Source organism: Paenibacillus sp. UNC496MF (assembly GCF_900113915.1).
GTDB classification, from domain to species: domain Bacteria; phylum Bacillota; class Bacilli; order Paenibacillales; family Paenibacillaceae; genus Paenibacillus_Z; species Paenibacillus_Z artemisiicola.
Genome location: NZ_FORE01000006.1, coordinates 153337 through 172750 on the forward strand (window position 1 = coordinate 153337; position 19414 = coordinate 172750).

17 protein-coding genes are annotated in these 19414 nt (G+C 64.0%); 3 read left to right on the top strand and 14 right to left on the bottom strand.

Annotated features, from left to right (window positions below):
• Window positions 1-6 precede the first annotated feature (6 nt).
• From BMZ79_RS09315 to rfbC, 7 genes are all read right to left on the bottom strand, one after another.
• Complete coding sequence (locus tag BMZ79_RS09315) at window positions 7-429, bottom strand: GNAT family N-acetyltransferase (protein ID WP_090639042.1); 423 nt, start codon at window positions 427-429, stop codon at window positions 7-9.
• A gap of 376 nt (window positions 430-805) precedes the next feature.
• On the bottom strand, window positions 806-1354 hold the full coding sequence (locus tag BMZ79_RS09320) for an NADPH-dependent FMN reductase (protein WP_090639044.1): 549 nt from the start codon (window positions 1352-1354) through the stop codon (window positions 806-808).
• A 2-nt stretch (window positions 1355-1356) separates the two neighbouring features.
• Window positions 1357-2427 (bottom strand): LLM class flavin-dependent oxidoreductase, encoded by a 1071-nt coding sequence (locus BMZ79_RS09325; RefSeq protein ID WP_090639046.1) that lies wholly within the window; start codon window positions 2425-2427, stop codon window positions 1357-1359.
• A gap of 92 nt (window positions 2428-2519) precedes the next feature.
• Window positions 2520-2966 carry a MarR family winged helix-turn-helix transcriptional regulator gene (locus BMZ79_RS09330; protein WP_090639047.1) on the bottom strand — a complete coding sequence of 149 codons (447 nt, stop codon included), beginning with the start codon at window positions 2964-2966 and terminating at the stop codon, window positions 2520-2522.
• A 308-nt stretch (window positions 2967-3274) separates the two neighbouring features.
• On the bottom strand, window positions 3275-4135 hold the full coding sequence (rfbD, locus tag BMZ79_RS09335) for a dTDP-4-dehydrorhamnose reductase (protein ID WP_256252628.1): 861 nt from the start codon (window positions 4133-4135) through the stop codon (window positions 3275-3277).
• 24 nt (window positions 4136-4159) lie between these two features.
• Window positions 4160-5155, bottom strand: a complete 996-nt coding sequence (gene rfbB, locus BMZ79_RS09340; RefSeq protein WP_090639052.1) for a dTDP-glucose 4,6-dehydratase — start codon at window positions 5153-5155, stop codon at window positions 4160-4162.
• Between the two features lie 7 nt (window positions 5156-5162).
• Window positions 5163-5720, bottom strand: coding sequence for a dTDP-4-dehydrorhamnose 3,5-epimerase (rfbC, locus tag BMZ79_RS09345; protein WP_090639054.1), 558 nt, complete (start codon window positions 5718-5720; stop codon window positions 5163-5165).
• A 234-nt stretch (window positions 5721-5954) separates the two neighbouring features.
• Between rfbC and BMZ79_RS09350 the strand changes: the two genes are divergently transcribed.
• Complete coding sequence (locus tag BMZ79_RS09350) at window positions 5955-6563, top strand: superoxide dismutase (protein WP_090639056.1); 609 nt, start codon at window positions 5955-5957, stop codon at window positions 6561-6563.
• Window positions 6564-6720: 157 nt separating this feature from the next.
• On the opposite strand, the gene BMZ79_RS09355 is transcribed toward BMZ79_RS09350, so the two are convergent.
• The 6 genes from BMZ79_RS09355 to BMZ79_RS09380 all read right to left on the bottom strand — a co-directional run bounded on the left by BMZ79_RS09355 (window position 6721) and on the right by BMZ79_RS09380 (window position 16526).
• A complete protein-coding gene (locus BMZ79_RS09355) occupies window positions 6721-9807 on the bottom strand; it encodes a beta-galactosidase, LacZ type (protein WP_256252629.1) in 3087 nt (1028 codons plus the stop codon).
• 59 nt (window positions 9808-9866) lie between these two features.
• Window positions 9867-10685 carry a carbohydrate ABC transporter permease gene (locus BMZ79_RS09360; protein WP_090639058.1) on the bottom strand — a complete coding sequence of 273 codons (819 nt, stop codon included), beginning with the start codon at window positions 10683-10685 and terminating at the stop codon, window positions 9867-9869.
• Window positions 10678-11574 (bottom strand): carbohydrate ABC transporter permease, encoded by an 897-nt coding sequence (locus tag BMZ79_RS09365; protein ID WP_090639061.1) that lies wholly within the window; start codon window positions 11572-11574, stop codon window positions 10678-10680. Before BMZ79_RS09365 ends, BMZ79_RS09360 begins: the two co-directional genes overlap by 8 nt.
• Before the next feature lie 125 nt (window positions 11575-11699).
• A complete protein-coding gene (locus BMZ79_RS09370; protein WP_090639063.1) occupies window positions 11700-13013 on the bottom strand; it encodes an ABC transporter substrate-binding protein in 1314 nt (437 codons plus the stop codon).
• A 157-nt stretch (window positions 13014-13170) separates the two neighbouring features.
• The gene (locus BMZ79_RS09375) at window positions 13171-14952 is read right to left on the bottom strand and encodes a cache domain-containing sensor histidine kinase (RefSeq protein WP_090639065.1); all 1782 of its coding nucleotides are present in this window, start codon (window positions 14950-14952) and stop codon (window positions 13171-13173) included.
• Entirely contained in the window at window positions 14949-16526 is a 1578-nt protein-coding gene (locus BMZ79_RS09380; protein ID WP_090639068.1) for a response regulator transcription factor, read from the bottom strand. Before BMZ79_RS09380 ends, BMZ79_RS09375 begins: the two co-directional genes overlap by 4 nt.
• A gap of 220 nt (window positions 16527-16746) precedes the next feature.
• Between BMZ79_RS09380 and BMZ79_RS09385 the strand changes: the two genes are divergently transcribed.
• On the top strand, window positions 16747-17190 hold the full coding sequence (locus BMZ79_RS09385; RefSeq protein ID WP_090639069.1) for a YhfM domain-containing protein: 444 nt from the start codon (window positions 16747-16749) through the stop codon (window positions 17188-17190).
• A gap of 145 nt (window positions 17191-17335) precedes the next feature.
• Here the strand turns inward: BMZ79_RS09385 and BMZ79_RS09390 are convergent, their stop codons facing one another.
• The gene (locus BMZ79_RS09390) at window positions 17336-18169 is read right to left on the bottom strand and encodes an alpha/beta fold hydrolase (protein WP_090639071.1); all 834 of its coding nucleotides are present in this window, start codon (window positions 18167-18169) and stop codon (window positions 17336-17338) included.
• 772 nt (window positions 18170-18941) lie between these two features.
• Between BMZ79_RS09390 and BMZ79_RS09400 the strand changes: the two genes are divergently transcribed.
• Window positions 18942-19298, top strand: coding sequence for a hypothetical protein (locus BMZ79_RS09400; RefSeq protein ID WP_090639073.1), 357 nt, complete (start codon window positions 18942-18944; stop codon window positions 19296-19298).
• Window positions 19299-19414: the final 116 nt, after the last annotated feature.

Consider the following 19414-nt stretch of genomic DNA (forward strand, 5'->3'; position numbering starts at 1 on the left):
CGCAGGTTACCCTGCGACGATGCTCAGCTTCTGGAACGAACGGAAGAAATCCGCCGTCACGTAGCCGAGCGATTCGTAAAGCGAGAGGATCGGTTCGTTGTGTTCGTCGGCCGTGATCATGATCTTCGAGACGCCCCGCTGCACGAAGCGCTGGCGAAGCGACGCGATCAACTGTTTGCCGATGCCTTGGCGCTGGTACTTCGGATGAACGGCGATGCGGTAGTAGAACCCGCGGCCGTTGTCGATGGTTCCGATCATGATGCCCGCGACGTCGTTGCCGACAGCGGCGACCAGCACCAGCTCGCTGTCCCACGAGAGCTGGCGGGCGAAGGCTTCCATGGTTTGCTCGTAACATTCCGGCGTCAAGACGGTCTCCAGCAGCTCGGTAACGGATTGATAGTCGGCTAATTGGAAGGATCGAACGTCCATAACTTCATGCTCCTCTTCAAGTCCAGTATGGGTGCAGCCTCTAACGAATTTTTTAGGTAAATTTAATAATACGACAAAATCATTTGAATTCCTTCTAAAACCTTTAAAAATCCTTAAAAAAGTTGAAAATCCGCCCGAATCCTGTTGAAAGCGCTTAAAATTAAGCGCTTTCATGCCGGTGTCTGCGTTTTCGCTGGGAACAAAGGAACAGCCCGCCAGCGCGGCAAGCTCCGCTGCGCCGGCGTTGCGCCCTTCTTCGCCAGCCTTGCCCCGGCGAAACGGCAAAAAGGAACAACCGGCGTTGTCCCTTTTTGCCATTCCCCTCTTCCCTTCCGAGTCCGCTTCCTCGCTCGGACGGGCTTCCGCGCCGGCGCCGTCAACTCGTCCGCCGGATGCTCCCCCAGGCGTCCGCGAGCGCCAAGGTATCTTCCGCCAAGCGGCGGATGCGCCGCCCGACGTCCTCGTTCGCGAGCGTCCCGCCGTCGAAATCCTTCTCCTCGATAAACACATACGCGGGCACGACGTTCGCCTTCATGTAAGCCAAGATCGGCTTCAGCTGCTGCTCGGCCATCAGAAAATGCTTCGGCGTCCCGGCGGTGACCGCGATGCCGACGGTTTTGTCCCGGAAGCCGTCGGCCGGCAGCAGGTCGAAGACGTTTTTAAGCGGCGCCGGGATCGAAGCCTGGAAGGTCGGCGTCCCGATCAGCACCGCGTCCGCTTCCATCAGGGCCTCGAGCACCCTCCTCGTGTCGCCTTTGTAATGCCGGTAAGGACGTCCGTCGCTGTAGACGAGATCGTGCTCCGCGAGATCGATCAGCGCGACTTCCGCCTCGGGGCGCAGGGCGCGCACTTCCTGCAGCACCCGGTTCATCGCCGTTCGCGTATTGGCGCCCACGACGGTTCCGGACAGCACCGCGATTCGCATGGTCATGCCTCCCCTCCGGCCCGCGTGTATTTCCGCACGGCCGGCAGGATGCGCGCGGCGATTAGTTCGATGTTCTTCGCGAGCTTCCCGAACGGCACGCCGCCGACGTCCGTTTGAACCAGCAGCCGCTGGTGGCCGAACAGCTCGTGCTGGCGGAGGATTTTCTCGATCACGAGCTCGGGGCTGCCGACCATCAGCGCTTCTCCCGGGTCGGCGGCCGCATGGCTCACCGCTTCCAACGGATACGATCCGCCGCGCAGCGCCCGGAACGCGATGTTCAGGTGCGGGTGGAACTCCTTGACCGCGTCCTGCGAATTCTCCGCCACGTAAAGCATGCTCGTGATGCCGACCGGCAGCTCCGCGGGATCGTGGCCGTTCTGCGCGGCCGCGCGGCGGTACGCGTCGACGGAGTCCTTGAAGTTGGCCGACGGGCCGCCGAGCATCGCGATCGTCATCGGGACGCCGGCCGCGCCGGCCTTGACCGCGCTGCCCGGCGAGCCGCCCACGCCGCGCCAGATCGGAAGCCGGCCGTTCAGCGGACGGGGGAGGATCTTCGCCTGCCGCAGCGGCGCGCGGAATTTGCCGCTCCAGGTTACGGTTTCCTCGTCGTTCAGCTTGAGCAGCAGGCCCATTTTCTCTTCGAACAGCTCCTCGTAATCCTGCACGTCGGCGCCGAGCAGCTCGTAGGCGCCCACGCGCGAGCCGCGGCCGGCGATGATCTCGGCGCGCCCGCCGGAGAGGAGGTCGATCGTCGCGAAGTCCTCGTACGCGCGCACGGGATCCAGCACGCTCAGCACCGTCGTCGAGCTGGCGATCTTGATGCGCCGGGTCGCTTGGGCGACCGCGCTCAGGACGACCGTGTGCGCCTGCGTGACGAAGTGCTCCTGATGGCTCTCGCCGACGGAGAAGACGTCGAGACCGGCCTGCTCGGCCAGCTGCGCGGCCTCCACGAACTCCTGCATGCGCCGCTGCGGGCTGATCATCGTCCCCGTATGCGGATTTCGAAAATAATCCCCGACCGAATACAGTCCGATTTCCATGCCTTTGCTTGGATCGATGCGATAGCTTTTCATAAATGGAACGCTCCTTTGCGGATCATGATGTTTTTATGACTTGACTAGTCAATTGATAAGGCAAAAAAAATTGTCTCTGCGGATCGGCCGTTTTATTTTTCCGGCGGCAGCTCTTTGCGCTCGCCGTGCTTCTGAAGCCGCGTCATCATTCCGTACAGCGCTTGCTGCTCCTCCCGCGTCAGCACCTCGTCGAAGAACGACGACTGGAACGCGATCTGGGCCGGCAGCGCCTGCTTGACGACCGCTTCGCCTTTGTCCGTCAGGCGGATCGTCTTGATCTTCCAATCCTGGCGGCGCGCGATGTAGCCGTCCCTCTCCAGGCGGTCGAGCATGCGGGATATGCCGCCCTGCGTGACCGTCACCTTGCGGGCCAGCTCCGTCTGATTCAGCGGCTGGAACGCGTGAACCTGCACCAGCACGTCGAATTGGGCGGTCGTCAGCTCGAATCGCTTCAAAAATTCGTTCGTCATCTGATGGCTGCGGTTCGAGAACCGGACCATGCGGAGCCAAATCAGGGAACCTAACGTGTTGCCGCTCACTTCGTTCCTCCTCTCTACGTCGGGCTCGCTGTCAGTTTACTACTCAATTGACGAAATGGCAACCCCCTCCGACGTTGCGGGCGGCTTGCGGGGAACAGAGGCATCGGCGGGTTTGGGGAACGGCGTCGCAGCAACCGTCGATCAGGATAATCGCGAACCAGGCGATACGCGGCGCCGCGAAGCAAAGAAAAATCCGCCCAGGGACGGGCGGACAGGTTTTTGAAGCGCTTACATTAATAGGCGCTTTTCCGTGCAGCCGTTCTTCTCCGCGGGAGCGGACGACCCGCCGCCGCCGGCGCGCAACCGCGTCAGTCGCGCATGTATGCGGACAGCGCCTCGCGCCAATGCCGCAGATCCTCGAACCCCTGCCGCTTGATCTCGCCGTGCTCCATCGCGGAATACGCCGGCCGCGGCGCGGGCCGCGGATGGTCCGCCGTCGCGCACGGCACGAGCTTGACGTCCCGGACGCCGGCATCCTCCAGAATCGCCCGCGCGAACTGGTACCACGAGCAGACGCCGCTGCCGCTCGCATGATACAGGCCGTACCGGTCCGTCTGCGCGAGCCGGATCAGAAATTCCGCCAGGTCGCGCGTATAGGTCGGCGAGCCGAACTGGTCGTTCACGACCCGGATTTCGTCCTGCGTCTTCGCCAGGCCGCGGATCGTCTCGACGAAATTGCGGCCGTATTTGCCGTAGACCCACGAAGTCCGGACGATGAACGCGCGCCCGCCGACGGCCTGCACCTCTCGTTCCCCGGCGAGCTTCGTCCGGCCGTACGCGGTGCGGGGCTTCGTCGCGTCGCCTTCCTTGTACGGCTCCGAAGCCGTCCCGTCGAACACGTAATCGGTGCTGACATAGACCAGCTTGGCGCCGAACTCCTTCGCGGCGAGCGCGATGTTGCGCGTCCCCTCCGCGTTGATGCGGAACGCTTCGTCCGGCTCCGACTCCGCCTTGTCGACGGCCGTGTACGCCGCGCAGTGGATGACGGCGTCCGCCTGGTACCGCTTGACGATTTCGCGGCAGCTCTGCAGGCTCGTCACGTCCAGCCCGCCGCGGCCGAAGCCGAGCAGGCTGACGCCCTGCCGTTCCACATTCGGCAGCCGCAGCAGCTCTTGGCCCAGCTGTCCGTTCGCTCCCGTGACGATGATGCGCATCGCTCTCGTTGTCATGTCCATCCCGCTCCTTGCCTTCGCTTAATGTCCTTCGTTCTTGCGCCGGTACGCGCCGGAGGCGATATCGGCCATCCAGGCCGGATGGTCGACGTACCATTGAATCGTGGCGCGGATGCCCCGCTCGTACGGGTACTGCGGCGACCAGCCGAGGGTGTCGCGGATTTTGTCCGCGTCGATCGCGTACCGGCGGTCGTGTCCCAGCCGGTCCGGCACGTGCGCGATCAAGGAAGCCGGCTTGCCGAGCGCCTCCAGAATCGTCGACACGACCTCCAGATTCGTCCGTTCGTTGCGGCCGCCGACGTTGTACGCCTCGCCCGGCGCGCCCTTGTGCAGCACGAGGTCGATCGCGCTGCAGTGGTCCTCGACGTAGAGCCAGTCGCGCACGTTCAGCCCGTCGCCGTACACCGGCAGCGGTTCGTCCCGCATCGCCTTCGCGATCATGAGCGGGATGAGCTTCTCCGGAAACTGGTACGGCCCGTAGTTGTTGGAGCAGCGCGTGATGTTCACGTCCAGGCCGTAGGTCTCGCGGTACGCCCGCACGAGCAGATCGGCCGCCGCTTTGCTCGCGGAATACGGGCTGTTCGGGGCGAGCGGCGTCGTCTCCGAGAACAGGCCGGTCGCGCCCAGCGTGCCGTATACCTCGTCGGTGGAGACCTGCACGAATTTGCCGACCCGGTGCGTCCGCGCCAGCTCCAGCAGCGTCTGCGTGCCGAGGACGTTCGCCGTCACGAACACGTCCGGCCGCAAAATGCTCCGGTCGACGTGCGATTCCGCCGCGAAGTGGACGACGGCGTCCACGCCTTCCGCGAAGAGCGGCTCGAGCGCGGCGGCGTCCCGGATGTCCGCCCGGACGAACCGGTAGCGCGCATCCGATTCGATGCCGTCCAAATTGGTTATATTACCTGCGTACGTCAACGCGTCCACGTTCAGGAGCGTATAAGACGGATGCGCCTTGCGCATGTAATGCACGAAGTTGCTGCCGATGAAGCCGGCTCCGCCCGTAATCAACAGTTTCACGCTGTCCTCACCTCGAGTAGGTAAAATTGATGTCCGCTTCGCGGAGCGGAGGATGCCGCCCGTCCTTGGCCGACAGCACGGCCGGCGCGAGCGGCCAGGCGATGCCGAGCTCCGGATCGTCCCAGGCGATGCCGCGGTCATGGGGCTGCGAGTAATACGCGTCGACTTTGTAAAGCACTTCCGTATCCGGCTCGAGCGTGACGAACCCGTGCGCGAAGCCTTGCGGGACGAGCAGCTGCTTCTTGTTGTCCGCCGACAGCTCGAACCCTTCCCAGCGCCCGAACGCCGGCGAGCCGCGGCGAATGTCCACGACGACGTCGAAGACGCGGCCGGCGGTCACCCGGACAAGCTTCGTCTGGGCCCGCGGTTCCAGCTGGTAGTGCAAGCCGCGCAGCGTGCCCGGCACCGCGGACAGCGAATGGTTATCCTGCACGAACGCCGCCGCGATCCCGTGCCGCAGCAGGGCTTCGCGGTTGTAGCTCTCCATGAAGAAGCCGCGGGCGTCTTGAACCACGCCGGGCTCGATGACTTTCACGCCGGGCAATCCCGCGTCCGATACCTTCATTCGGCCTCACCCCTTTGCACGTTGGTAGTTATGTATATTCCGGCGGAGGTCGTCTTGCCTCGAAGCTCGTCCGCCCCGAAGGACGGTATGGAAAAACGGGGAAATGTTCATGCTAAAGGATGTTCCGGCGCCGATGAATGTACAAACCGACTTTACAAACATTTATGTTGATTTATTGGACGGGAACGGAGATAATGAGAAGGGAAAATACATATCTATTAGGAGGTTTTCGAAATGGCCCATCAACTGCCGGCTTTACCTTACGCGAACAACGCTCTTGAACCGCATATCGACGAAACGACGATGATGATTCACCACGACCGTCATCATAACACTTACGTTACGAACCTCAACGCCGCTCTGGAATCCGCTCCCGAGCTGCAAAGCAAATCCGTCGAGGACCTGATCGCCGACCTGAACAGCGTGCCGGAAGCGATCCGCACGGCTGTCCGCAACAACGGCGGCGGCCACGCGAACCACTCCCTCTTCTGGGAAACGATCGGCCCGAACGCGGGCGGCGCGCCTACGGGTGCTTTGGCCGACGCGATCGAAAGCGAACTGGGCGGCCTCGAGCAATTCAAAGCCGACTTCGCGAAAGCGGCCACGACGCGCTTCGGCAGCGGCTGGGCATGGCTCGCGCTGAGCAACGGCAAGCTGAAAGTGTACAGCCTGCCGAACCAAGACAGCCCGATCATGGAAGGCGACACGCCGCTCCTCGGCCTGGACGTTTGGGAGCACGCGTACTACCTGAAATACCAAAACAAACGCCCGGATTACATCGGCGCGTTCTGGAACGTCGTGAACTGGGCGGAAGTCGGCAAGCGTTACGACGCCGCGAAATAAGCATCGGTTCCGATACGAACAACCCCCGCGCCACTCGGCCGGGGGTTTTCTTCTATAGGCTTGTTCTTGTTCGGGCACGGCGAAAAAGGCCGGCGCGGGGCGATCCCGAAGGATCGCCGCCATGCCGGCCTTTCGCGATTGCGAGCGCGTTAGCCGATCAACCGCGCGCCGCGGCCGCGCCGTCGACGGGCGACAGCGTGAACGCGAAGCTGAGCGGCCGGTCCGCCGGGATGCGGTATTCCGCGTGCACCGGCGCGCCCCAGCTGTCGTCGCCGCCGACGCCCATTTGGCGCCCCGCCACGGTGACGACGGTGTAGTGGACGTCCGGGAGCTCGTACGGATGCGCGGCGTGCTCCAGCTCGAACGCCGTATACGGCGAGACGGCGCATTCTACCGGCGCGGCGGGCGAAGCGGCGAGCTGCAGCCCTTGCCCGCGGCCGTCCGTGAGGCGCAGCCGGCGGACGCCGGTCCGGTTGCCGGACTCCTGCGGCACCAGGTACGGGGACGGCAGCTCCCGCACGTTCCGCGAGAACAGGCCGAGACGCGCGCCGAACGCGCGGTCCGCGTAATTCTCTTCCGGCCCGAGGGCGTACCATTCCGTATGCCCGTAATCGGCGGACGTCTTGAAGGACAGCGCGACGATCGGCACGTCCGGCAGTCCGGCCGCGCCGGAGTAGTCCATCCGGACGCGGACTTGGCCGTCCGCGCGGACGGTATAGGCGACGCGGACGCGCAGCTCCGCGCTGATCGCGAAGGCGTAGTCGAACGCCGCCGTCGCCTCCCCGCCGGACGCGGAAGCCTCCAGCGAGACCCCCGTGCACCGGCGCGCCAGGCTGGCCGCGTACCACAGGCCGGCGTCGAAGCCGAGGTTGGTCCCTTTGTCGTTGTCCGTCGCCGCCCGCCAGAACAGCGGCACCGGCGGCGCCTCGATCAGCTCCCGCGCGCCGTAGCGCAGCGAGACGAGCGAGCCGGCCTGCTTCGAGAACAGGACGGAGAAGCCGTCGCCGTGCACGCCGATGTTGACGTCGCCTTCGACGACGCGGAGCGTTCCCGCGGCAGGCGCGAGCGCCGCGTCATCCGCCGGCGCCGCGACCTCGAAGCGGCCTTCGCCGAAGGCGACCTCGTGGCCGGCCTCTGCCCACGCCTCGTCCGCCTTCAGCACGAGCGCCGCGTGCATCGCGTACTCGCCCGGCGCGGCCGCCGCCTCGTCCGGCAGCCGCACGGGCACGAACGCTTCCTCGTCCGGCGCGACCGACGCTTCGCCGGTCCACCGGAACGTCTCGATGCCGTCGCGGTACAGCCGCACCGACAGCGCCCAACGGTCCGTGTTCGCGAACAGGTTCCCGTTCGCGATCCGCACGCCTTCGCGCGACGGCGCGAGCCGGACGTTCTGGTACAGGAACTTGACCTCCTGCAGCTTCGGCGTCTCGCGCCGGTCGGCAAACACGATTCCGTTGCCGCAGAAGCTGTAGTCCGTCGGACGGTCGCCGAAATCGCCGCCGTAGGCGAAATATTCGCGGCCGTACCGGTCCCGCGCGATCAGGGATTGGTCGATATAGTCCCAGATGAAGCCGCCCTGATACTTCGGATAACGGTCCTCGAGCTCCGTGTACTTGTGCATCCCGCCGACCGAATTGCCCATCGCGTGCATGTATTCGCAGCTGATGTACGGCTTCGCCGGATCGGTCTCCAGGTAAGCGGCGATGTCCGCCGGCTTCGCGTACATCCGGCTCTCCATGTCGCTCGTCGCGTCGTAGGCGCGGTTGTGGAACACGCCCTCGTAGTGGACGAGCCGGCCCGGATCCCGTTCGCGGAAGTAATTCGACGCGTCCAGGATCACCTGGCCGGCGTACGATTCGTTGCCGCAGGACCAGATCAGAATCGACGGATGGTTCTTGTCCCGCTCCAGCATCGACCGCGCCCGGTCCAGCACCGCGCCCCGCCATTCCGGCTTGTCGCCCGGAATGTTCCAGGACGGCTCGACGGCGCCCATCTTCTGCCAGGAGCCGTGCGTTTCCAGGTTCATCTCGTCGATGACGTACAGGCCGTATTCGTCGCACAGCTCGTACCAGCGCGTCTGGTTCGGATAATGCGACGTGCGGACGGCGTTCATATTGTGGCGCTTGATCGTCTTGACGTCCCACAGCATGTCTTCTTCCGTGACCGACCGGCCGCGGCGGGCGTTGAACTCGTGGCGGTTCACGCCCTTGAAGACGATCCGCTTGCCGTTCAAGCGCATGACGCCGCCGCGCAGCTCGAACCGGCGGAAGCCGGCCCGCTGCACGATCGCTTCCCGCAGCTCGCCGCTCGCGTCGTAGACCGACAGGCAGACCCGGTACAAATACGGCGTCTCCGCGCTCCACGTCTCGACCCGCCCGGCGTCCGCCGCGAGCGTTGCCCGGCCGCCCGCGAACCGGCTTTCCGCCTCGGCCACGACGTTCCCGTCCGCGTCCTTCAGCGTGAGCGCCGCGCGACCGCCTTCGCCGGGGCTGTCCGCGAGTCCGAGCAGCTCGAGGTCGACCGTCAGCCGTCCGTGCGCGTAATCGTCGCCAAGCTCCGCGCGCACCTGCAGGTCCCGGACGTGCGCCTCCGGCACGGTATACAGGTACACCTCGCGGAAAATGCCCGAGAACCGCCAGAAATCCTGGTCCTCGAGCCAGCCGCCCGTGCTGCGCTGATACACCTCGACGGCGAGCTTGTTGTCGCCGTCCCGCAGGTACGGCGTCAGCTCGAACGCCGACGGCGTGAAGCTGTCCTCAGCATAGCCGACGAAGCGGCCGTTGAGCCAGACGTAGAACGCCGACTCCACGCCTTGGAACGAAATATAAACCGGCCCGGAACGCAGCTCCTCCGTCAGCCGGAACCGCTTCACGTAGCTGCCGACCGGATTGCGCCGCGGAATCGCCGGCGGCCGGACGTCCTCGAGCCCGTCCCACGGGTACATCGTGTTCACGTATTGCGGCCGTCCGTAGCCCTGTAGCTGGATATGGCCCGGCACGTCGATGTCGTCCCAGGCGCCGCAGTCGTAATCCGTCTCGTAGAAGCGCTCCGCCCGGCCCGACGGGTCGGCCGCGCAGCTGAATTTCCACCGCCCGTTCAGCGATTGGCGCATGGCCATGGGCCCGCCGCGCTCGGCTTCCGCCATCGTGCGGTAATACCGGTGGTCGGATTGGGCGTCGAGCCGGTTCACCCGGTACACTTCGGGGTCGCTCAGCCAATGGATGTCGGCATTCGTTGCTTTCACTTGCGGAATCCTCCTTGCGTATGCTTGCTTTCCTTCAGCTTGCTTTCCTTCAGCGTTGCTTATTTGACCGATCCGGTCATGCCGGCGACGAAATGCTTCTGCATCAGGAAGAACACGATGGCGGTCGGCAGCGTCGCGATCAGAATGACGAGCATGTTCACGCCGTAATCCGGCGCGTAGCTGGAGCCGAGATTGGAGATCAGCAGCGGAATCGTCCGCTTCTCCGGCGACTGCAGCACGACGAGCGGCCACAGGTAGTTGTTCCAGCTGGACATGAACGTGATGATCGCGGCCGCCGCGTACGACGTGCGCATCGTCGGCACGTAGATGCGGAAGAAGACGCCGAGCTCGTTCAGCCCGTCGATCCGGCCCGCTTCGAGCATGTCCTTCGGGAACATCTTCGTGCTCTGGCGGAAGAAGAAGATCAGGAACGCCGTCGTGACCGTCGGCAGCACGACCGCCGACATCGTGTCGATGCCGATCGCCGGAATCACCCGCGTGATCGTGCCGAACATGCGGTACAGCGGCACCATGAGCGCCGCGAACGGAATCATCATGGACAGCAGCAAAATATTGAAGACGACGTCCTTCGCGCGGCTGCGGAAAATTTCGAAGCCGTAGCCCGCCAGCGAAGCGATCAGAAGCGCGAGCACCGTCGTCGAGATCGAGATTTTGGCGGAATTGAGCAGGGCCGGCCCGAGCGCGATCTGATCGACGATTTTGCTGAAGTTGGCGCCCAGGTTCGCGCCCGGCAGCAGCGTGCCTTTGGTGACGTCGACCGACTTGTTCGTCGCGCTGACGATCATCCACAGGAACGGGAAGATCGAGATGATCGCCGCAAGGCTTAAGAATACGTAGGTGAAGGTTCGTTTAGCCATTTCGGTCACCTGCCACTTTGAACTGGATGATGGAGAAGATCACGATCAGGATGACGACGCCGTACGAGACCGTGGCCGCGTAGCCGAAGTCCGGCGTGTACTTGAACGACAGGTTGTAAATATATTGGGAGAGCGTCGTGGTCGCGTTGCCCGGTCCGCCCTTCGTAATGTTCATGACCTCGTCGAACAGCTGCAGCGTGCCGATCGTCGACGTGATGGACGTGAACAGGATGATCGGTTTCAAGAGCGGAATCGTGATCTGGCGGAATTGGCGTAAGGCCGATGCGCCGTCGATGCGCGCCGCTTCGTAGATGGAATTGTCGATGTTTTGCAGGGCCGACAGGTAAAAAATCATGTTATAGCCGGTCCAGCGCCACGTAATGGCGATAATGATCGTGATTTTGGCCCAGAACGGGTCGGTGATCCATTGGATCGGCGCGCCGATGAGATGGAGTTTCAGGAGCGCCGTATTGATGAGTCCGTCGTTGCCGAACAGATACTTGAAAATAACCGAATACGCGACGAGCGAGGTGACGGCCGGCAGGAAGATGGCCGTGCGGAAAAATCCTTTCAGCTTCAGCTTGCTGTCGTTCAGCAGCACGGAGATGAACAGGGCGAGCACGATCATGATCGGCACCTGCACGATCAGGAAGACGAACGTGTTCTTGAGCGCGGTCAGGAACGTCTGGTCCTTGAAGAGCCGCGTGTAATTGTGGCCTCCGACGTAGTGAAGGTTCGTGCCCGTTCCCGATTGGAACGACAGGTTCAGCGCTTTGATCATCGGATAGAAGTAAAACGCGCAGATCAGCAGCACCGCCAGCGCAATGAACGACCAGCCGACCGCGTTCGTTCTCGCCTTGATGTTCAGGCTTGTTTTCGTTTTGCTCATTGGAGCGCCAGCTCCTTTCTTCTCGGCTTCATAATAAAGACCTTGGGGCAGGTCCGCGGGACCGGCCCGATAACGACTCGGCGGCGCCGCGCGTAACCCTGTCCCAAGGCCCGGGCGTGAGGCGTTTATTTCACCTGCGCGTCGGCTTGGCTTTGCGCTTGCTTCAGCACGTCGTCCAGCTTCTGGCCGTTCAGGTAGTTTTGAATTTCGACGACGAGAATGTCTTCGATGGCGTACGTGTGCAAGCCATAGTTGACGCTCGGGATTTCGGTCGTCCACTTCGCGAAGTCGGAGACGATCTTCTGGCCGCCGAAGAACTCGTTGGCCGCGGTGTACGCCTCGCCGGACGTCGCCGGCTTGTACGTGCCGATGGCGCCGACGTCCGTCACGAGCTTCTGGTACAGGTTCACGTCGGAGCCCAGCGTGTCTTTCAGGAACTGCGCGGCTTTCTCCTTGCCCGGCACGTTCAGGACGTACCACGAGCTGCCGCCGAGGTTGGTCGCGTGGACCGAGTTCGGCGTGTTCGCCAGCTTCGGCATCGGCGCGATCGCCCACTTGCCGGACTGCGACGCTTCCGCCGTGATCGACGGCGTGAACCAGTTGCCCGTCGGCACCGACGCGACGTCGCCTTTGTTATAGTTCGCGACGAGTTGGCTCCAGTCGGAGTGAATCTTGACGATGTTCGCGTCCATCAGCTTCTTGTAATCCTCGAACGCTTCCTTCATGGCCGCGTTGTTGGCGATGTTCGGCGTTTTGCCGTCCGCGTCCAGGTACCACGAGCCCGCGGATTGGATCATCATGCGGATGATGCCGAGATCGTTCGGGTCCAGGGAGATCCAGTCTTTGCCCGTGGCCGCCTTCACTTTCTTGCCGATCTCGATGTATTGGTCCCAGGTGATGTCCTGCAGGTCGTCGATCGTATAGCCCGCCTGCTTCAAGTAGTCCGTCCGCACGTACAGACCCGCTACGCCGGAATCGAAAGGCAATCCGTACTGCTTGCCGTCGACCGCGGTCGTGCCGAGCTTGTAGTCCGCGAAGTCGCTCGGCTTGATCGTGCCGCTGAGGTCGTAGAACATGTCCGGGTACGCCTGCAGGAAGCTCTGCGCGCGGTAATCCTCGATCAGGACGATGTTCGGCAGGCCCTTCGTGGTGCCGGAGCTCATGCCGGTGTTCAGCTTCTGCACGATATCGTTCTGCGCGTTCTCGATGATATCGACCGTCAGGCTCGAATCCTTCGCCGCGTACGCTTCTTTGGCGAGGTTCATCGCTTTGATGTTGAAGTTGGGATCCCATGCCCAAACCGTGATTTTGCCGGTCGACTCCCCTGCGTTGCCTGTGCCGCCCGCGTTCGTGCCGGTGCCCGCGTTATTGCCCGCGTTCGACGAGCATGCCGAGAGGACGAATGCGCAAATCGCGAGCAGTCCAATCAATTTCTTCACGTGCAAGACCTCCGATTGATTGTATATTGTAAGCGTTTCCGCAACTTACAATTTCATGATAGCACCCGCTCGTTCGGGCTCGTTAGGACGATCTTTACAACGGCTTGTCATATTCTTATGAGTTATTGAAAGCGTTACCTGTCAGCTTGGACAATCTTTAGAAAGTTGTAAAATTATTATGCCGCAGCAGCGGAATTCGTATGCGGACCCGCGTCCCTTCGCCGGGCTTGCTCGAGATTTCGACCCCGTAGCTTTCGCCGAACAGCAGCTTGATGCGGTCGTTGACGTTGCGCACGCCGATGCCGCTGAACAGCTGGCGCTTGCTCACCTGCTTCGGCATCGCGCCGCTCAGGTTCATGCCGTCGCCGTTGTCGACCACCTCGCAGACGAGCGATGCGTTCTCCTGCGCGACCATGATGTGGATGTACCCTTCCGGCTTCTCGTTGAAGGCGTGGAAGAACGCGTTCTCGATGAACGGCTGGATCATCAGCTTCGGAATCCGGCAGTCCAGGCAGTCCGGCGCGACGAAGTAGCTGACGCGGATGCGCTCGCCGTAGCGCACCTGATTGATCAGGACGTAGCTCTTCAGATTATCGAGCTCCTCCCGGACCGTGATCATCTCGCTGACGTTGCCGATCGCGTTCTGCAGCAGCGAGATGAGCGCGTGGATCGTCTCCGCCGCCTTCTCCTTGCTGCCCTGCTGCACCATGAACTTCACCGAGGCGAGCGTGTTGTACAGGAAATGCGGGTTGATCTGCTGCTGCAGCGCCTCCAGCTCCGCGTTCCGCCGCTGGTTCTGCGTCTCGACGAGCTTGCCGACGTAATCGTTCAGCTCGTCGATCATCGCGTTGAACGCGAGGGCGAGCTGCCGCGTCTCGTAGCTCCCGTCGACCTTGACGTGGCGGTCGAATTCGTACTTGGAGATCGTCGAGATCTGCTTCACGAGCCGGGTCATGGATTTCGTCAGGTTGCGGGAGACGAGGAAGACGATCAGGACGGTCACGGCCACGATGGCCATCGCGCTAAGCGCGATCCGCGGCGTGTCGGTCATCTGCCCGAGCACCTGCCGCTTGTCGATGACGTTGACCATGTACAGGCCGAGGCCGCCGAGCTGCTTCGCGAGCAGCAGCTGGTCCTTGCCCATGACGCGGGCGTTCAGGTAAGGCAGCCCCTTCTTGTCGATCGCCTCCGCGCTCGCGAGCAGGTCCGGGGCCACGCGGCCGATCCAGTCGGCGCGGTTGGACGACACGATCCGGCCCTGCTTGTCCAGCACGGCGACGTCGTTGCCCGCGCTCGTGTTGCCGTCGTAGAAGCCGGCGAAATACGGCTCGCGCACGGCGAAATAGACCATGCCGTAGACGTCGCCGCTCCGGTCGACGAGCGCCTTGGACGCGATGACCGTCGGCGTCAGCCCCTGAATGCCGGACGCGGCGGCGTCGTCGTACGAATAGAGCAGCTTGCGCGGCTCGGCGAGCGTGCGCTTCGTGATGGGATGGCCGGGCAGGGCGCTGTCCGCGACGGGCCAGTACGACCGGTCCGTGGAATAGCGCCGGCCGTTGACGCCGGTGACCGTGATGCCGATGTCGTACGCGTCGACGCTGGAGCGGTACCGGTTCATTTGCTGCGCCATTTGGAAATAAGCGTTGAACATCGCCCGGGAGTCGCCTTCGCCCTCGGTGAGGAACTGCCGGATCGTGCCGCTTTGTGCGATTTTGTTCGCCGTCAGGATGATGGAATAGTTGAACGAGTCCAGGCTGCCCTGGATTTGGCCGACGATCTTCGAGTTCGTGATGCTGAACGTGTCCATGAAGACGCGGCTCGACATGTTGATCGTCGTCCACGTCGTCGTGATCGAAGCCGCGACGATGCCGGCCGCCATGATGACGAACAACTTGACGAACAGCCCGTTGTATTTGAAGCGATCCAATAGGCTTCTCATGGCTTTGCTCCGTTTTCATGCAGGGCTTGCTGCCGGTAACGGCTCGGCGACAGGCCGGCGTGCTTCTTGAACACCTTGCAGAAGTAACTGTGGTCGGAATAGCCGACCAGGCCGCTGATCTCCGAGATCGACGCTTCGCCGGCGCGCAGCAGCTCCTCGGCTTTCTCGAGCCGGACGCGGTGCACGTAATCGACGAACCCTTCGTTATGATGCGCGGAGAAGTAGCTGGACAGGTAGGACGGATTGAAGTGGAAATGCTTCGCCATCTCCGTCAGGTTGAGCGGCTCCGCGTAATGCTCGTGAATATAGTCCAGCAGCCGCTTCATGTTCGCGTTGCCCGCCTGCTCGTGCTTGGCGGCGATGCACGCCCGCGCTTCCGCGACGTACGCGTCCAGCAGCTCCGATGCGGCTTCCGCGCTCCGGGCTTCCTCGATCGCCTTGAAATAGTCGTACTTCTTGCTCTCGAGCGGCCGGGCGTCGTACCCCATGTTGCCGAGCAGCACCGCGACGTTGAACATCAGGTTGTTGAGGAACGACTTGAACGCGAAGACGTCCGTGGCGTAATCCGCCCGGTACGCCCGCATGAACGCGCGCACGTAGTCGAACGCCGCGTCGAAGCGCTCCCGCTTGAACAGGTCGGTGAACCGGTTCAGGTTGAACGGCTCCGGCGCTTGCGCCGGCTCCGGCAGCTCGTTGTGCAGCAGCAGCTTCCGCCCGCCGAGATAGAACGCGGCGTCCATCAGCCGGAGCAGGCCGTCCCGGTAGGCGGACTCGAGGCGCGTCAGCTCCGCGAACGGCTCGCCGACGACCAGCGCCGACCCGGCCTCGGCCAGCTCCGGCGCGCCCGTCATCGCCCGCGCCCAGATCGGCAGCAGGCCGAGCGCCTGCTCGTCGAGGTTGACGAGCACGAGCGCCGCCGCCGTCTCGGACGCGAGCCCCCGGTACGCGACCCGGTTGTCCTGCGCGTGGTTGCCGAGCTCCGCTTCGATGCGCTGCCGGATCGCGGCGGCCAGCCGCTTGGCGTTCGGCCGGCCGCGCACGTCCGCGCCGAGCAGGCAGAACGCGCCGTGCGGGAAGGCCGCGGCCAGCTCGTCCCGCGCGCCGTCCGATCCGTAGCCGGACAGCAGCCGCTCGAGCGCCGCGTCCACCGAGGGACCGCGCCGCTCCGCGTCGCGGCCGACTTGCAGTTCCGGGATTTTCGCGGCGGCCGCCTTCAGGACCTCCAGCATATGCCCGGTTTCGAGTTTCGGTTTCAAAATATAATCGCGGACGCCGCTCTGGAACGTCGCGCGCACGGAATCGAAATCGCCGAAGCTGCTCAGGACGATCACCTCGATCTCCGGATGGCGCAGCTTGATCTGCCGCGTCAGTTCCTCCCCGTCCATGACGGGCATGACGAGGTCCGTCAGCACGATATGCGGCCGCAGCTCCTCGACGAGCGCCAGCGCCTCCTTCCCGTTCGCCGCCTCGCCGACGATCCGGAAGCCTTCCTGCTCCCAATTCATATAATGCTTGATGCCCTGCCGGATCAGCGCCTCGTCGTCGACGATCAGCACCTTGCAGTAATGCGACATGCCGCTTCCCCCTTATGCTGCCAAATAGGTACATTATAACCGAAATCGTCAAGGGGATTCTTTCGGGCGCCGGAACGGCAGGGCTCGTCCGAGGGCCTCCTCTTCGATGTATCTCCCGCCAAAAGGAACCAACGGGAAATCGCGGAAATCGTCACGGAACCTTCTCGCGCTTGCCGCCGTCTAAGAAGACGCAAGCCGGAAAAAGAATGGGGGAGTCTTTATGCGAAAACGCGAACGGTACCTGCTGCTTCCGGTGCTGCTGCTCGTGCTCGCGGCGTCGGCCTGCTCGTCCGGCGCCGAACGGTTCAAGGCGAGCCTGCCCGGCAGCGCCGTGACGAAGATCGAACTGACCTGCGCGGAGCTGTGCCAACGGATGGATAAGCCGCCGTTTCAGTCAAGGATGATCTCGGACGAGGGCGAGATCCGCACGTTCGTGCAGGTTTTGGGCGATGCGAAGAAAATGGCCGGCGCGCTCGATTACGGGGCGTTATTCCGAATGCGGCTTTACTTCGAGAATGGCTCGCGGAAAGATTACGTGCTCAACATCGAAGACGGGGACGGCTGGAAGGGGCTGCTCGTCGACTCCGAGCATAGCTCGCAGGGCTGGGAGATTTCCGAGCAGGATGCGAAGACGCTGCGGGGGTTGATCTACCGGCGCGATTGAGCGCGAAACGCAATGCGCGTGCATCGGCGCGCGCAGCAAAAAAAGGCAGCCGAACAAGATTGAACCGCCTCTCGATTGGCAGACGCCATCTAGCAACGGGAGGTGCGGTTCAAGGTTCCGCCGCCTTTTTGCGCGCCGCCTTAAGCTACCGGTACCGGCGAGCCGGCGGCGTCTGCGCCTGCAGCGCCTTCAGCAGCTCCCGGTCGAACTTCTCCCGCTCTTCGTAGAACAGTCCATGACCGCTCTCCTCGAAGGGCACCAGCTCGGCGTCCGGGATGCCCTGCCGCTGCAGCTCGGCGTACTTGAACGGCACGATGCCGTCGTATTTGCCGTGCAGAATCGTCGTCGGCACGCGGATCAGCGGCAGGTCGCCGCGCAGATCCTCGTCCCGCACCGCCTGCATCCCCCGGATGGCGCCGTAGGCGGACGCCTCGAGGCCAAGCCCGTCGAACCAGGCCCGGAACGGACCGCTGACGGGCTTATGGAAGACGCCGGCGTTGAAATCGGCCGTCGTCTTCGGACGGTCGGCTTCCAATCCCCGGATGATGGCGTCGTAATAGGCTTTGGGGCGGCCGACCGGAAAGCCCGGATGCTTGGTCGCGAGCGGCGCCGCCGCGGCCGCCAGCACGAGCCCGCGCATGCGCCGCGCGGCATGCCGGGCGATGTAGCGGATGGCGACCGCGCCGCCCATGGAGAAGCCGACGAGCGTGGCATCCTGCAGGCCGAGCGCCTCCGCCACGACGCGGACGTCGTCGGCCAGCCGGTTATACGAATAACCGCCGAGCGGCGCGTCGGAACGGCCGAAGCCCCGCAGGTCGATGCGGACGCAGCGGTAGCCGTGCTTCGGCACGACGTTCCACTGGTACTCCCACATTTTGCCGTTCAGCGGCCACCCATGGAGAAAGACGACCGGCCTTCCTTGCCCGACGTCTTCGACGTACAGCTTGACGTTCGCTTCCGTTTCGATGTAACTCCCCACGCTTCATCCCGCCTTTCGTCCTTCTATATGTATACCGGCGGGGACGGAGATAGTCGGGCTTGGCGAAAACCGACACGGGATAGGCTCCTGCCGCATAAACTGAACCGAGATATTCACCCATCCTTGCGTGCGAAAAGGAGACCGACTCATGTACAACTATACGTTTGTTCCCGGCGCGCCCGAGGGCTATCCCGTACGGAACAGGGGCTGCGGCTGCGGCGGCCCGCGCGGCATGACCCCGCTGCCCGGCGGCCCGGGGATTCCCGGCATGCCCGGCGGTCCCGGATTCCCCGGCGGCCCTGGCGGTCCGGGATTCCCCGGCATGCCCGGCGGCCCTGGCGGCCCTGGATTCCCCGGCGGTCCCGGCGGTCCGGGATTCCCCGGCGGCCCTGGCGGTCCGGGATTCCCCGGCATGCCCGGCGGCCCCGGCGGCCCTGGATTCCCCGGCGGTCCCGGCGGCCCTGGATTCCCCGGCGGTCCCGGCGGTCCTGGATTCCCCGGCGGTCCCGGCGGCCCTGGATTCCCCGGCGGCCCCGGCGGCCCTGGATTCCCCGGCGGCCCCGGCGGCCCTGGATTCCCCGGCGGCCCCGGCGGCCCTGGATTTCCCGGCGGCCCCGGCGGCCCTGGATTCCCCGGCGGTCCCGGCTTCCCGCCTCCGCCGCCTTTCCCCGGCCCAGGGCCGTTCCCGCTTCCGCTTCCGATTCCCATTCCCATTCCGATTCCCGGCCCGGGGCCGTTCCCGCCGCCGGCGTTCGGCTTCGTCCGCGTCTTCGTGAACGGCGGCGGATTCTTCCCGTGGCTGACCAGCGCCTACAACGTGCGGCACTTCCCCGGCATGAACGTCGGCCAGGCGCTGGCGAGCACCCGCATCGTCCGCTTCGCCAATAACGGCCGCATCATCGCCGTGGACGGCGTCGTCATCGCCGGCAACGTCGAGGTCATCGTCCGCCTGAACGGCCGCCCGATTCCGCAAACGCTGCTCTTCCTCCCGGTGCGCGCCGGCGACTTCGTCGGCCTGGAGCTCTTCGTGCGCGGACCGCGCGCCGACGAGGCCGCCTTCGACTATGCGAGCCAGGTCGAGAACAACTTCGCGGAGCTGCAGCGGCTGGAAGCGGAAGAGCAGGGCTGATCCGGCCGGCGGCCGCAAGCCCTCCCGCGTCCGGCGATTCCGCGGCACGCCGAACAGCCCTCCCCGCCAAACCGATCTCGGTTTGGCCCGGGAGGGCTGTTTGGCCGTTAAGCCGT